General features: G+C 46.2%; 10 protein-coding genes. 3 read left to right on the top strand and 7 right to left on the bottom strand.

Annotation, left to right across the window (positions count from 1 at the left end; translation table 11 throughout):
• The first annotated feature begins 166 nt into the window (after positions 1-166).
• Positions 167-4,681, top strand: a complete 4,515-nt coding sequence (gene gltB, locus ACYVI9_RS11865) for a glutamate synthase large subunit (RefSeq protein WP_460764784.1) — start codon at positions 167-169, stop codon at positions 4,679-4,681.
• 121 nt (positions 4,682-4,802) lie between these two features.
• On the top strand, positions 4,803-6,305 hold the full coding sequence (locus tag ACYVI9_RS11870; protein ID WP_460764785.1) for a glutamate synthase subunit beta: 1,503 nt from the start codon (positions 4,803-4,805) through the stop codon (positions 6,303-6,305).
• 79 nt (positions 6,306-6,384) lie between these two features.
• Here ACYVI9_RS11870 and ACYVI9_RS11875 read toward each other — a convergent pair whose 3' ends face one another.
• From ACYVI9_RS11875 to ACYVI9_RS11905, 7 genes are all read right to left on the bottom strand, one after another.
• The gene (locus tag ACYVI9_RS11875) at positions 6,385-7,197 is read right to left on the bottom strand and encodes a DUF6515 family protein (protein WP_460764786.1); all 813 of its coding nucleotides are present in this window, start codon (positions 7,195-7,197) and stop codon (positions 6,385-6,387) included.
• Between the two features lie 143 nt (positions 7,198-7,340).
• Positions 7,341-8,267 carry a methylenetetrahydrofolate reductase gene (locus ACYVI9_RS11880; RefSeq protein ID WP_460764787.1) on the bottom strand — a complete coding sequence of 309 codons (927 nt, stop codon included), beginning with the start codon at positions 8,265-8,267 and terminating at the stop codon, positions 7,341-7,343.
• Between the two features lie 48 nt (positions 8,268-8,315).
• Positions 8,316-9,437, bottom strand: coding sequence for a M42 family metallopeptidase (locus ACYVI9_RS11885; RefSeq protein WP_460764788.1), 1,122 nt, complete (start codon positions 9,435-9,437; stop codon positions 8,316-8,318).
• Positions 9,438-9,563: 126 nt separating this feature from the next.
• On the bottom strand, positions 9,564-10,448 hold the full coding sequence (locus tag ACYVI9_RS11890; RefSeq protein ID WP_460764789.1) for an AraC family transcriptional regulator: 885 nt from the start codon (positions 10,446-10,448) through the stop codon (positions 9,564-9,566).
• Positions 10,449-10,665: 217 nt separating this feature from the next.
• Positions 10,666-13,071, bottom strand: coding sequence for an endopeptidase La (gene lon, locus ACYVI9_RS11895; RefSeq protein WP_460764790.1), 2,406 nt, complete (start codon positions 13,069-13,071; stop codon positions 10,666-10,668).
• Between the two features lie 200 nt (positions 13,072-13,271).
• Positions 13,272-13,859 carry a porin family protein gene (locus ACYVI9_RS11900; protein ID WP_460764791.1) on the bottom strand — a complete coding sequence of 196 codons (588 nt, stop codon included), beginning with the start codon at positions 13,857-13,859 and terminating at the stop codon, positions 13,272-13,274.
• Positions 13,860-13,950: 91 nt separating this feature from the next.
• Positions 13,951-15,168, bottom strand: a complete 1,218-nt coding sequence (locus ACYVI9_RS11905; protein WP_460764792.1) for a metallophosphoesterase — start codon at positions 15,166-15,168, stop codon at positions 13,951-13,953.
• Positions 15,169-15,526: 358 nt separating this feature from the next.
• On the opposite strand from ACYVI9_RS11905, the gene ACYVI9_RS11910 reads away from it, so the two are divergent.
• Entirely contained in the window at positions 15,527-16,327 is an 801-nt protein-coding gene (locus ACYVI9_RS11910) for a ParA family protein (RefSeq protein WP_460764793.1), read from the top strand.
• The last annotated feature ends 38 nt before the right edge of the window (positions 16,328-16,365 follow it).

Consider the following 16,365-nt stretch of genomic DNA (forward strand, 5'->3'; position numbering starts at 1 on the left):
AAAAATTATATAGAAAAATCGGTAAGATATTAGATATTTTACAATTTTTACGCCTTCGCTTGGAAGGTTTATTAATTTATGGATTTTTTTAATTAATTTACACGGCTCTCGATCGCCTTCCCATATTGAAAAGCTAAAAAATATTTAAAATTTTTTGTAAGAAAGTATGACAAAAAACAAAGGTCTTTATGACCCAACTTTTGAACGTGATGCGTGTGGAATCGGATTTGTTGCGAATATTAAGGGAAACAAGAATCATCAAACCATTTCTGATGCGCTCACCATTCTTGAAAACATGGAGCATCGTGGAGCCTGCGGATGTGAGCCTACTACCGGCGACGGAGCGGGAATCATGATACAGATTCCACATGAATATTTTTATGATGAGTGTCTGCATTTGGGCATCACCCTGCCGCCGATGGAATCCTATGCGGTCGGAATGGTCTTCTTTCCAAAGGAACCCAGAATATTGGAAGAGTGCCGGGATATCTTTAACAGGGCAGCTGAAAAAATGGGTATGCGGGTCATTCACTGGCGTAAGGTACCGGTCACAAATGCCGGAATCGGCCCCAGTGCACTAACAGTAGAACCTGCGATTGAACAGGTATTTCTGGAACGTCCTGCCGGTGTTAAAACTGCCATTGAGTTTGAAAGAAAGCTTTTTGTACTTCGTAAATATGCCACGCATATTACGAGTAATGCCGTGAAAAAAGATCCGGTTGGCTTTTATATTTCGTCACTTTCCTGCCGTACGCTGATTTATAAAGGACAATTGACCAGTCATCAGGTACGGGAATACTATAATGATCTTTCTGACAAACGTGCCGTTAGTGCTTTCGGGCTGGTTCACTCCCGGTTTGCTACCAATACATTTCCTTCCTGGAGACTGGCACAACCCTTCCGCTTTATCGCCCATAACGGTGAAATCAATACCCTGCAGGGTAATCTGAACTGGCTGCGTTCAGCGGAGTCAAGTTTCGAATCTCCTTTGTTTACCGATGAAGAAATGGACATGCTCGTGCCCATCGTCAGTAACGATCAAAGTGATTCCGCCTGTCTGGATAATATGATTGAACTGCTATATCTTACCGGACGTTCGCTGCCGCATGTGATGATGATGCTCATCCCGGAAGCCTGGGATGGTAATGAGGACATGGACGCTGCAAAAAAAGCTTTCTATGAGTTTCATGCCTGTCTGATGGAACCCTGGGATGGTCCCGCTTCTATTTCTTTTACAGATGGTAAAATGATCGGAGCTACCCTGGATCGTAACGGCCTGCGGCCTTCGAGGTATTGTGTGACTTCTGACGGCAGGGTTATTATGGGTTCGGAAACCGGCGCACTTCCCGTTGACCAGTCTCTGGTACTGGAGAAAGGCCGGCTGCAGCCGGGTAAAATGTTTCTGGTAGATATGGAGGAAGGGCGGATCATCAGTGACGATGAACTGAAACAGACGATCTGCACCAAGAAGCCTTATGGCGACTGGTTGAACCAGTACAAGATCCGGCTAAACGAGCTGCCCCAACCACGGGTAATGTTCAGCGACCTCGGTTCCGAGCAGATTGTGAAATATCAGAAAGCATTTGGTTATACGCTTGAAGACGTAGAAAATATTATTGGTCCCATGTCCACCGAAGGCAAAGAACCCATCGGTTCCATGGGCGTGGATACACCACTGGCGGTCCTCAGCGACCAGCCCCAACACCTGAGTTCGTACTTCAAACAATTATTTGCCCAGGTTACCAATCCGCCAATCGATCCCATACGGGAACGGATGGTCATGTCCCTGGCCACTTTTGTTGGTAATAATGGCAGTCTGTTGATTGAAGACGAAATGGATTGTCACGTAGTAGCACTCAAACAACCGGTACTGACCAACTATGAACTGGAATCCCTGCGCAGCATTGATACCGGAAGTTTTCAGGCCAAAACCCTTCAATGCTATTTCGTTGCAGACGGCAAACCGGGATCGCTGCGTCGTGCGCTGGATCGGCTTTGCCGCTATGCAGAAGACGCCGTGAATGACGGGTTTGAGGTTCTGGTATTGCAGGACCGCGCAATAGATGGCAATCATGCCGCTATTCCTTCATTGCTGACGGTGTCTGCTGTACACCACCACCTGACCAGAAAAGGGCTCAGGGGAAAAGTTGGACTGGTTGTGGAAGCGGGTGACGTCTGGGAGGTACATCATTTTGCCTGCCTGCTGGGTTTTGGCGCTACTGCGATCAACCCCTATCTGGCCTTTTCTTCAATTCGCCTGATGAAAGAAACCGGTAAGTTAAAGACCGACCTTTCTGTGGATTCACTACATAAAAATTACATCAAAGCCATCAGTAACGGACTGCTGAAGGTCTTTTCAAAAATGGGTATCTCTACGCTTCAGTCCTACCAGGGTGCACAAATTTTTGAAATTATCGGTCTGAATAAGGAAGTGGTGGATTATTATTTTACGCATGCAACTTCCCGAATTGAAGGTATGGGGCTGGATGAGATTGCCCGCGAAGCGCTGGCCAAACATCAATTTGCTTTTACCCGTAAACACTTACCTGTCGACCTGTTACCAACAGGCGGTTTCTATCAGTGGAAAAGAAAGGGTGAGGCGCATATGTTCAATCCGACATCGATACACCTCCTGCAGTATGCAACGCGGATGGGCGATTACAATACCTTTAAAAAGTATACCAAGCATATCAATGATCAATCGCGTAAGGCGATTACGATCCGCAGCCTGCTGGATTTTAAACGAACCCGGACTTCAATTCCGATTGAAGAAGTAGAACCCGCTGAGAATATTTTTAAAAGGTTTGCAACCGGAGCCATGAGTTTCGGTTCCATCAGTTGGGAAGCCCATACCACCCTGGCCATCGCTATGAACCGCCTGGGAGGTAAAAGTAATACCGGTGAAGGTGGCGAGGATGAAATTCGCTACCAACCACTTGAAAACGGGGATAGCATGCGAAGCGCTATCAAACAGGTAGCCAGCGGCCGCTTTGGTGTCACCAGTTTGTACCTGACAGAAGCAGATGAGTTACAGATTAAAATGGCGCAGGGTGCAAAACCCGGTGAAGGAGGTCAGTTGCCCGGTTATAAAGTAGATGACTGGATAGGCAGGACAAGGCATTCCACACCTGGTGTGGGACTGATTTCCCCGCCCCCTCACCACGATATTTATTCTATCGAGGATCTGGCACAGTTGATATTTGATTTAAAGAATGCCAATCGCCATGCCCGTATCAATGTGAAACTGGTGAGTAAAGCCGGTGTCGGCACCATTGCCGCAGGCGTTACCAAAGCCAAGGCTGATGTAGTACTGATTGCCGGCCATGATGGCGGTACCGGTGCCTCTCCGATCAGCTCAATTCGTCATGCCGGACTTCCCTGGGAACTGGGCCTGGCTGAAGCCCAGCAAACGCTGGTGAAAAATAAATTGCGCAGCCGTGTGGTACTGCAGACGGATGGACAGATGCGTACCGGAAGGGATATCGTCATTGCAACATTGTTGGGAGCCGAGGAATGGGGCATTGCAACAGCTGCACTGGTTGTTGAAGGTTGTATCATGATGCGTAAATGTCATATGAACACCTGCCCCGTGGGTATCGCTACCCAGAATGAGGATTTGAGAAAGCGGTTCACTGGAAATGCGGATCATGTGGTGAACTTCTTCAGATTTATTGTTCAGGATATGCGGGAACTGATGGCCGAACTGGGCTTCAGAACTGTCGAAGAAATGGTAGGGCAGGCAGATGAATTGAGAGTTAGGGAAGATATCCATCATTGGAAATACAAAGGTCTGGATCTGTCACCGATTCTCTACAAGGAACCGGAGGAGCCCGGCGTAGGTATCTATAATTACGAAACGCAGGATCATGGTCTGGACAGCATTCTGGACTGGAAATTTATTGAAGCTGCCCAACCGGCACTCCGGGACGGCACACCGGTGAAAGCCAGTTTCGATATTGTCAATACCGATCGCGCTGCGGGAACCGTCCTTTCTCATGAACTGACCAAAATCTATCGGGATGCCGGACTGCCGGATGATACCATACACCTGCAGTTGAAAGGAACAGCAGGACAAAGTTTTGGTGCTTTCTGCAATAGGGGAATCACGCTGGAACTGGAAGGAGATGCCAATGATTATTTCGGAAAGGGACTCAGTGGCGCAAGATTGGTAATTTATCCTGATGAGAAAGCAGCTTTTGTTCCCGAGGAAAACAGTCTGATCGGTAATGTGGCTTTCTATGGTGCTACCAATGGAACAGCTTATATCCGGGGTAAGGCAGGTGAAAGGTTCGCTGTAAGAAATTCTGGTGCTACCGTTGTGGTGGAAGGCGTCGGAGACCATGGTTGTGAATACATGACCGGAGGCCGTGCGGTTATTCTGGGTAACACCGGAAGAAACTTTGCCGCCGGAATGAGTGGTGGTATTGCCTATATCTATGATACGGACCAGCGCTTCGCTGAGAACTGTAATATGGAAATGGTGGAACTGGATCCGCTGGATACCGAAGATATTGCTTTCTTGCAGGATCAGATACAGAAACATTACGAGTATACAAAGAGTACAGTTGCCCGTTTTGTATTGGATGATCTGGAAAACCAGCTTAAGAATTTTGTAAAAGTTTATCCCAGCGATTACAAAAAAATTATGCAGGCCAAAGTCGGTCAAAAGCAAATCGCCTGATTCTTATCGTCTATATTTTAGGAAAAGGCGACAGGTAAACTTAGAAGAATAAAAAATCTTTATTAACTAAAAATATCTCTGCCCGGTGATTTATTAATAGGCAGAGGATGCATTCAATAAGATGGGTAAACCAACAGGATTTTTAGAGTTCACAAGAGAACTCCCGGTCAGAAAGCCGGTTGCTGAAAGATTACGGGATTACAAGGAGTTTGTCCCGCTTTTAGCTGAAGAAAAGCTCAATAATCAGGCCGCCAGATGTATGGACTGCGGTATTCCTTTCTGTCACAGCGGCTGTCCGCTGGGAAACGTGATACCGGAGTTCAATGATGCCGTTTACAGGAAAGACTATCGGGAAGCTTATGAAATACTGACTTCTACCAATAATTTCCCGGAGTTCACCGGCAGGATATGTCCCGCACCTTGTGAATCTGCCTGTGTATTGGGTATCAACCAACCTCCCGTGGCCATCGAAGAAATAGAAAAGCATATCATTGAAATCGCTTTTGAGAAAGGATTTGTGAGCGGTAAGGCACCCAATGTAAGAACGGGGAAAAAAGTGGCAGTGATCGGCAGTGGTCCTTCAGGACTGGCGGCAGCAGCCCAGCTCAATTATGCAGGGCACAGCGTAACGGTATTTGAACGCGATGAAGAGCCCGGAGGTCTGCTGCGCTATGGCATCCCTGATTTTAAACTTGAAAAATGGGTAATCGACCGGCGTATTAACGTGATGAAGGAAGAAGGCGTAACCTTTAAATGCCATGCCAATGTGGGTAAGAATGTCAAGGTCAGCAAGTTATTAGGTGATTTTGATGCCATCGTTCTGGCAGGTGGTTCCACTGTTCCGCGTGATCTGCCGGTCCCGGGTCGGGAACTTAACGGGGTTCATTTTGCGATGGACTTTCTCAAGCAAAACAATAAACGCGTAAGCGGTAAGGATTTTCTGGCCCACGGCGAAATTGAAAGTAATATACTGAAGGAACAAGTGCTGGCGACGGGTAAAAATGTTGTAGTGATCGGAGGGGGGGATACCGGCAGTGACTGCGTTGGGACCAGCAACCGTCACGGTGCCAGCTCCGTAACGCAGTTTGAACTACTGCCCATGCCGCCTAAAGAAAGAACCGACCTGATGCCCTGGCCCACTTATCCCATGCTTTTGAAAACCACCAGTAGTCATGAGGAAGGGGCGGACCGGAAATGGAGTATCGCCACCAAGGCATTTATGGGCGATGACCAGGGCCGTTTGAAGGCGCTCCGAATCGTGGATCTTCAATGGACCACACCTGCTCCTGGTCAGCCGGCCCGGTTCACGGAAGTTGAGGGTTCAGAAAGAGATATACCTTGTGAGCTGGCGTTACTGGCCATGGGCTTTTTGCACCCCTTACAGCAGGGTTTACTGGAGGAATTGGGCGTCGAATTTGATAACCGCGGTAACGTGAAAGCAGAAGAAGGCAAATATGCTACCAGTATTGCAAAAGTATTTGCTGCCGGTGATATGCGTCGGGGCCAGAGTCTGGTCGTCTGGGCTATCAGCGAAGGCCGGGAATGTGCGCGTAAGGTGGATGAATTCCTGATGGGTAACTCGGTGCTTGAAAGTAAGGAACAATCGATTCTGATGGCCTTTTAATGTAGGAAGAATAACCGAATAATGAAAAAGCCGCTTTAAAAAAAGCGGCTTTTATATATATAAAAAAACAATCAGCAACTTAATTACTCACCACCTCGTATACCGTATGGTCATCGGCGATCACTTCCTTATAATGGACGCCATTGAGTGAAACATATTCCTTTTTACCACCTACTGTTACCTGACGGGCATCCCTCGGAAGCCGGTCAAAACGGTCCCCTATCTGAGGGCGAATGCTGCCCTGCCCGCTATTGGCATCCGCAGGCGCTGTAATTTCTGATGTGTCCGTTAAGTCCTCGTCCTGCGATTCGATATCGGTTGCTTCGGGAGATTCATTTGGACTATTATCAAAGGAATCGGAATAGCTTTCTGTGTCCAGTTGTCCATCCTTGCCACTTATGATGTAGATGGTATGGCCATCTTCTGTGGTCGTTTTGGCATAATAAGTACCGTCTTTTTCATAATAGTACTGACCGTCGATTTTAACCAGCTGCGCGCCCATGGGCAACCTGTCAATATCGGCACCCAGGGGGGCGTCCACGACTTCATAACCACCGTCTGTACGTTCCCTGAAATACATATTGTTGAAGTAGTAATAGGTAATGCCGTTAAAATCCCGCGCTACGGCCTCCTCCGGTAAATTACGAACACGGGCACCTGGCGGTGGTACCATCATCCCTACACGTATCCCAACCCGGGGCGCTCCGACATATACCCGCCCCGCTGCGGGGCCATAAATACCTCCGAACACCCCGCCGATACCAACGGAAACCATGGGACGATGCCGGTAAACACGGTAAGATCGGTGATAACGGCCCCATTGCGCCTGGGCCTCTATGCCTGTTAAAAACAGGACGGTTGCCAGAAAAACAGGAATTGCCAATCGCTTCATGATGATACTACTTTCCCTTAGGACGATCAATGGCAATTAAAAGATGCTTCTGGAAGCGTTTTTTTTAAAATTTTCCCGGTTGAAGCGGGTAGGGCTCCAGGCAACTGTCTGCCTGGCTTAAATTCTATTTAACGACTTGTAAATCAACGTGATAATAGATGGGATACCTTATCCAAAAGCAGGATAGCTGCATCGATCTCTTCTTTTTTGTTGGAAATACTTTCAATGTTAAAACCAATGGGGATCTGTTTGGTCCGGGCAAAATCGATCAGCTCTTCGGCAATATTGACACACATATCTATGGAAGTGCCCAGGATATCCCTGGCATGTTTCAGGTCATTGTAAAGCCATTTAGGGACTTCGATACCCAGCCATTTCATGAATTCGAGCGTCTTCAGGGAACCACAGGGACTCAGTGTCAGAATAAAAGGTTTTAATTCGGTCTGATTGATGACCGCTTCGTAGTAATAATCAGATAGCAGGTTCTTGGTGTCGTTGATATTATATACGCATTGGGTTACAAAGAAACTGCAGCCCTGATGCTCTTTTTCCAGGATCCTTTTGTGTTCGGAGCTATTCAGTGCATGACGCTCAGGTATGGTGACCCCACCCAATAGCAAATCACCGTATTGTTCCCGGCGTAACTGATAGGCATCTGTGAGTGAGAAGCCCGTCCGCAGTACCTGCTGTCGGGATGAGGCGCCGACAAACACAACGGTTTCTATATCGTTGTTTTCCCGAAGCCAGTCAGTAAACATTTCCCGGGTATGGTTGGCAATGCTTTTATAGATAATGGTTGGTTTGCTGATGGCAGACAAATAGGTGCGACGGTAAAATTCCGGTGCAATGGTATGAATATAGGGAAAGGTTCTTTTTTCGCTGGTTCTTTCACTCTCGTCCTGGATATCATATAGTATCAGGCCATCCACGTCCAACTGATTAATCCGACCAATCTGTTTTTCGGCGATCACGTAGAGTCGCTCCACTTCAGTGGTTATTTTTGGAGGTACGAAGCTGTAAAACAGCAACCCATTCTGTTTGTTAAGTATCTTTTCTTTTAGTGCGCTCATGGATATTCAACCGGCTTTACCATTTTAATATTATCGATGCCGTTTCGGCTACATCAGGTTCAGGTTGGTTTTCGGGCTGAGTTTCAACAGGGTTTCATACATCAGCCGGATGGTATTTTCGATATCTGCTTTGTGGATCATTTCTACCGTTGTATGCATATACCTCAAAGGAATAGATATCAAAACAGAAGGACAGCCATCGTTGGCATAAGCAAAGGAGTCGGTATCCGTCCCGGTACTGCGGCTCAGGGCCCGCCATTGTACAGGAATTTTTTTCTCTTTCGCCACTTCTTCCACAAAAGCCAGCAATTTATTCTGAATGGCCGGTCCATAAGCAAGGGAGGGTCCTTTGCTGCAGGCGATGTCACCTTCAATTTTTTTATTGATCATAAAATGTCCCGTGTCATGCGTGACGTCGGTAATAATCGCTACATCCGGCTTGATGCGGCGGGCAATCATTTCTGCTCCCCGAAGTCCGATTTCCTCCTGTACGGCATTGACTACATATAAACTATAGGGCAGTTTTTTGCGATTTTCCTTAAGCAGGCGTGCAACTTCAGCAATCATAAACCCGCCGACACGGTTGTCAAATGCCCGTCCCACATAAAAATCGTTGGCCAGTTCATCGAAACCCTCCTGATAGGTTACGACGGCACCAATATGAACGCCCAATGCCTCTACTTCTTTTTTATTTCTGACCCCGCAGTCAATACATAGGTTTTCAACTTTAGGTTGGGTATCATGCTCCTTGCCACCGCGGGTATGAATTGCCGGCCAACCGAAGACGCCCTTCACAACACCTTTTTTACCATGTACGTTGACACGTTGACCCGGTGCGATCTGGTGATCGACTCCGCCGTTTCGTTTAAGGAATAATAACCCATTGTCTGTTATGTAGTTTACAAACCAACTGATTTCATCTGCATGGGCTTCAATGACTACCTTAAAGGGCTGGCCTGGATTGATAATCCCGACAGCTGTGCCATAGGCGTCTACGAAATGTTCCGCTACATAGGGTTCCAGATATTTGAGCCATAATTTCTGCCCCCAGGTTTCGAATCCGACCGGGGAAGCATTATCGATATAATTTTTTAAAAAATCAAGTGAAGCAGGGGTGAGCAGGTCGCTTTTCCGGCCACTGCTGATTTTTTGAGTTTTAGATTTAGCCATAGTCCAAAAATTGGTTCCAAACCTACAAAAATTCAGCGTATAAATGCGGAAAAACTAAAATGCCTGCTTTTCGATATCGGATCAGCAGATTCCCGGGGTTTAACAAAAATTTACCGGGGCAGGCATTTAAATGAACTTTCGGTTGCCGTAGAAATTATAGTCTTCACGGAATTGCTTGGGTGTGCAGCCCTTACGTTTTTTGAACAGCCTGTTGAAATTGGATATATTATTGAAACCACAGTTGTAGGCGATTTCCGATATAGACTGTGTTGTATCCATCAACAGCCGGGAGGCATTGCCAATCCGACATTCCAGGACATTATCCATAAAGGTAATTCCGGTTCTTGCCTTAAAAAACCTGCTGAACGACATTTCCGTCATGTTTACGGTTTTGGCGGCCTCGCCCAATGAGATGTTCCGGTGGAAATTGCTATTGATATATTCCGTTACCTTTTCAATGCGACGGCTGTTGAAATTGGAAGAGTGATCGATTGTAACCGCAGAATCTGAGAGCGTTTGCATATTCCGGGAAGTGGACAGGTCATGGAGAATCGACAGGAGCTCCAGTACAGAGTCAAAACCGTGTTTTTGGCCCAGGCTGTGTAGCCTCGGCATGATACTTCTAATGGTGGGTCTGGAGAACAATATCCCGCGACTGGAAAGTTCCATCATTTTTTGCATAAAGCTCATCTGGTTGCGACGCAGAAATTTTTCGTCCATAAAATCTTTGGGGAACTGGATGGTGATCTCAGTGATTTCTTTGCTTTTGCAGGTATGGTTTTCCCAGACATGCAGCAGATTGGAACCTACCAGGACCAGTTCCAGGTCATCGATCTCGCCGATATGGTCCCCGATGATTCTTCTGGCACCTTTGGCATTGCTGATAAAGTTCAATTCAATTTCTTCATGGCTGTGCAGGGGAAAATCAAAGTCGGATTTTACCCTGGTGAAGATAGTAAAGCAGTCTCCCTGTGTCAGCGGGATGATTTCGCGCAATGTATTCTTTGACATAGCCGTAAAATTAAATAAGATCGATGTCGTAAAAGTATCAATTGCCTGAAACACTTATACTGGTTGAAATCCCTTTACTGAATTTAATTTTTTAGGTAAAAAAAACTAACACAGAAATTTCGACGATTTCTACCAGCTTTGAAGTCCCGGACCAGGCTGGCCGGGGCATGGCAGGAAAGCCGATGCGGGAGGCAGACTGAAACTTCAAACAGCCACCTTATTTTTTGACCAGGGCGATTTGAAGAACTTCTTCCATTTTACTGACATAATGGAATTTCAACCCTTTAATAAAATCAGGTTCTACTTCGTCTACATCTTTTTCATTCTGGGAACAAAGAATGATTTCCTTTAAGCCTGCTCTTTTGGCTGCCAGGATCTTTTCCTTAATGCCACCTACCGGCAATACCTGACCACGCAGGGTTATCTCTCCGGTCATGGCCAGAAATGGCTTTACTTTCTTGCCTGTCAGCGCGGAGGCAATGGAGGTCATCATTGTAATACCCGCACTGGGGCCATCCTTGGGTGTTGCCCCCTCGGGCACATGGATATGAATATTTTTCTTTTGGAAAACTGTATGGTCAATGCCGTATTTGCCGGAATTGGATTTTAAGTAAGTCAGGGCCGTGGTAGCACTTTCCTTCATGACATTGCCGAGGTTGCCGGTAAGATCCAGCGTGCCCTTGCCTTCACTAAGACTGGACTCGATAAACAGGATATCGCCGCCTACGACCGTCCAGGCCAGACCCACCGCTACTCCTGGCATATTCACGGTTTTATACAAGTCGTTATTGAAACGGGGTTTTCCCAGAATCTGTTGCAGTTCTTCCAGACCAAGAGAGGAGCTCAGGGATTCCGCCAATGCAATTTTTTTCGCTCGGTTGCGCATCAGTCCTGCCAGGAGCCGATCCAGTTCCCGGACGCCACTTTCCCTGGTATAATCGGCTATTAATCGCTCCAGCACTTTATCGCCAATTTTAAAGCTGCTTTTGGGGATGCCATGTAATTCCTTTTGTTTGGGTACCAGGTGTCTTTTGGCGATCTCTATTTTCTCTTCAATCGCGTAGCCGCTCAGGTTGATAATTTCCAAACGGTCCCTCAGTGCTGGTTGGATGGTCTGAAGGCTGTTGGCGGTAGCAATAAACAAAACTTTGCTCAGGTCATATTCCAGCTCCAGGTAATTGTCGTAAAAGGTATTATTCTGTTCAGGGTCCAGCACTTCCAGCAGGGCACTGGCCGGATCTCCCCGGAAATCATTGCCCACTTTATCTATTTCGTCCAGTACGATAACGGGATTGCTGCTTCTGGCTTTTTTCAATGACTGCAGGATCCGGCCAGGCATCGCACCGATATAAGTTTTACGGTGACCGCGAATCTCACTCTCATCATGCAGGCCGCCGAGACTTAACCGGATGTATTTGCGTCCCAGGGCACTGGCGATGCTTTTACCCAGCGATGTCTTTCCGATGCCGGGAGGTCCAAGAAAACAGAGGATCGGGCTTTTCATATCCCCTTTTAATTGAAGCACTGCCAGGTATTCCAGGATGCGTTCCTTGATTTTAGCCATTCCATAATGGTCATGATCCAGGGTTTTTTTGGCTGTTCCCAGGTCGTATTTATCATCCGTATATTCATCCCAGGGAAGCTCCAGCATGAGGTCAACATGGTTGTAAACAACGGAATAATCAGGCGTGCTGGGATGCATACGTTCCAGTTTCTCGATTCCCTTCTGGAATGCTTCCCTTGCATTCTGCGGCCATTTTTTCGTTTCCGCTTTTTTGAGCATTTCCTTGATTTCCTGGGAATTGGAATCGCCGCCCAATTCCTCCCGGATACTTTTTAATTGCTGCTGCAGGAAATACTCCCGCTGCTGTTTGTCCAGCTCCGTCCGGGTCTTATTGGTTACCTTATTTTTCAGTTCTACAAACTGTAATTCCTTTTGCAGTAACTGCGTCAGATTTTCCGCGCGTTCACGGATATCGTTGATTTCCAACAACTTTTGTTTCTCCTCAATCGAGGTGTTCAAATTGCTACTGACAAAATGAATTAGAAATACGGGGTTTTCAATATTCTTCAGGATCAGGGTCGCTTCGGAAGGGATATTGGGAGATTGTTGGATAATATTATTCGCCAGATCCTTAATATTGGATATATAGGCATCGAAATCGGCATCCGCCGGCGCTTCCGATTCCTCTATCTTATGCGCTTTAGCTTTAAAATAAGGTTCTGAAGCGGTAATCGCATCAATGGCAAATTTCGTTCTGCCCTGAATAATAACCGTCGTACCGCCGTCCGGCATTTGAATCATCTTGATTACTTTGGCAACCGTACCTACCGTTTCCAGATCAGCCGCCTCGGGTTCTTCGATAACCGCGTTTTTCTGGGCTACCACGCCAATCATTTTGTTGCCCTTGTAAGCTTCATTGACTGACTGAATACTTTTTTCCCGGCCCACGGTTATCGGCAAAACGACACCCGGAAACAAAACGGTATTTCTTAGGGGCAATAGCGCCAGTTCTTCGGGAACTACATCATCAGCCTCATCTCCAATATTCTCATTCAAAGCAATGATTGGCATGAAATTCACATCATCTTCAGGTTTCAAAAACACGTTATTAAGATCCATAATATAAAAGTAAAGACATTCTGTCACCATACAGCCTGTCCGGAATTTAAAATTTAATCGGGCAATGAAAGGACAAGGATAATGCCAGCAGGGTTTTGAGCCCTGAAATTTGAAATCTTGGCAGACGGGAAGAAGGGATTATAAAGCAATTGCTTTATAATCAATAAATTAACATATGGCGGAAGGAAGGTCTTTTTCCGCTAAAATGCCAGACCGACCGTCAGTTGTAGTGCCTGAGACTTCCAGGAATCTTCATCGACGGCATCATTGAGTTCACTCAGGCCGATTACATAACGGGCCCCTACCCTAAAAGAACTGATATTCACGGTCGCGCCGCCGGCCAGAGAAAAGTCGCCGGTTTTAAAAGCTTCCTCGCCATTTTCAAGTAAGGAAGTATTTTTATTCAGCTTAATGCCAAATTGGGGACCCGCCTGAATATGGAGCGGCCCCACCAGTCGCAGATCGAGTAAAATAGGTATGGACAGATAGGTCAGTTTCGCCTTCATCTGATCGGAATTGAAATCCGGCAGGGTATTCTTGAACGAAGTATCCCGGGTAGCCGTGGTCTGGGAAAACAGTACTTCCGGATTGATGCTCAATTTTTCGCTTATTCCAATTTCCGCAAAGCCGCCCACCAGGTAGCTGTAATTAAATTCCTGTTTAAAACTTTTACCGTCAATTTTACCGGCATTCACCCCGGCCTTAATTCCGACATGGAACTGCGCATCTGCGTTCCAGGCAAAAAAACTGAGCAGTATCAGGGTAAGGAATTTCTTGAGGTTTGACATATAAAAAATTTAGAGGTGATGAATGTTATTTTGTGGTAACTTTTAATATAAATCCTTGGATGCTATAAAATTACATCTTTTTACATTTTCGTCAGATAAATTCAATTACCGTTATTTCCGGTAGTATACCAACCCGGCCGGGATAACCGATAAAACCATAACCCCGGTTCACGTAAAGTTTCTGTGCCCCGGATTCATAAAGACCCGCCCATTGTTTATAAACGTATTGCACCGGGCTCCAGCGTAGTCCCGGTATTTCAACACCAAATTGCATACCATGTGTGTGACCGCTCAGCATCAGATCCATTTCAGGATACCGCGTATTCACTTCTTTGTCCCAATGGGAAGGATCATGACTTAGCAGGATTCGGAACGGAAAAGGTGCACTTCCGGCCACGGCTTTGGCGAGATCGCCATAGGAATGAAAACTGGATTTGCCACTGATATTCTGGACGCCGGTTAGTCCGATATGGTCATCACCACGTTGGAGTGCCACGGTTTCATCGAGGAGCAGCCGCCAGCCCATATCCGAATGAATTTTTTTGAGAACTTCCAGATTGGCCTGTTTGGCCGCGGGACTATTCCAGTGTTCGTAATCACCGTAATCATGATTGCCCAGGATCGAATAGACGCCCATGGGCGCTTTCAGTTTTTCAAAAACCTGTTGGTAGCTGCCCACTTCTTCACTTCGGTTATTGACCAGATCGCCTGTAAAGAAAATAATATCAGCCTTTTCGGCCAATATCATTTCTACGCCCTTGGCTACAGCTTTTAGATTGGTCAGGCTGCCGGTATGGATGTCTGAAATATGTATGGCTTTCATGCCTTTAAATCCCGCTGGCAGGTTGGGATAACTGAGTTGTACTCGTTTAACGGTATAGTTGTATTTATTGGACAGGCCGTATATAAAACTTGTGAATAAGCTACCGCCGGCAATAATGCCCAGCCAGGAGAAGAAAGAAGATCGGGAAATTGCCTCTGTGCTGGTGCCGGCGATTTCACTGATCTCATTTTTAGCGGAGAACAGTTTGCCTGCAAACCACTGGAACAGCCGCCTGATATCATCCACCAAAAAAAAGAGGGCTGCGATAAGTTTTCCAAAGAAAAGGGCAAAAACCAGTGCAAATATGGTGCTCCTGGCCAACTTGTTATGCGCACTGAACTGAAAATAAGGCAATAGTAACAGTGAAAGCATTGCCAGGGCAGAAATACTCCAGTAGATAACGGTGAAAACAGATTTCGTTTTGGAACTACTGGTCTGAAACAGGGAACGTAAAGCAAAATAGACATAACAGTCTATCAATAACATTATAGCAATAAGGATCCACCAAAAAGGACTGTTGCGCATGATAAGCGGTGATTGTTCTAAAATTGGTCAAACCTACTGGAATTTTTTCATTCCCGATACGACCGGACTGCCTGCATGCGGACCGGGTGGTTTACCGGGTAGACGTTTGATCCTTTAGATTACTTTAACAGGCTACTGGTACAAAGGATGATAATTTGCGATCCCGACCGCTTCGGTTCCGGTGTGTTATTCGTGGAAAATCCTCCCTTGAAACAGCCTCAAAAACTTTACATTTGCGTTTTAGGGTATTTAAAATCATAATTGAATCTGAAAACCCCTGCGCCTTCCGGTTAGGCACTGGCATTTATTTCAATTTTATATGGCAAAAATTATAGGAGTTGCGAATCAAAAAGGTGGGGTAGGTAAAACTACTACAGCCATTAATCTGGCGGCAAGTTTTGCGGTGCTGGAGTATAAAACCCTGCTGGTTGATGCCGATCCTCAGGCCAATAGTACGACGGGTGTGGGTTTTGATCTTCAGAACATTACCCAGAGTCTTTACGATTGTATGGCAAATCAGACGCCGGCAGGTCAGGTTGTATTGAAAAGTGAAATACCCAATCTGGACCTGATTCCCTCTCATATCGACTTGGTAGGTGCAGAAATTGAAATGATCAATTATCCCAACCGGGAAATGGTCATGAAGGAAATGCTGGCAGATATAAGGGATCAGTACGATTTTATTGTGATTGACTGTTCCCCTTCTCTGGGTCTGATTACCGTAAACGCCCTTACAGCGGCTGATTCGGTGGTCGTCCCGGTACAATGTGAGTTTTTCGCACTGGAAGGTCTGGGAAAGCTTTTAAATACCATAAAAATTGTCCAGAGCCGCCTGAATACCGATCTGAAAATTGAAGGTATTCTGATGACGATGTATGACGCCCGCCTGAGACTTTGTAATCAGGTGGTGAATGAAGTCAGACGGCATTTTGATGAACTAGTGTTTCAGACCATTGTTCACCGGAACTCGAAATTGAGTGAGGCGCCGAGTTTTGGTAAACCCGTGGTCTTATATGACGCCAACAGTAAGGGGGCGATGAACTACTTGAATCTGGCCAAGGAAATACTGCAGAAAAATGACATGACCCGGATGTCAAATGAAGAGAAAATTCTGAATTAATTTAAAAGGCGGATATTCCGGTACGGATTCAAGAACTT

It is taken from the genome of Niabella terrae, assembly GCF_054783135.1.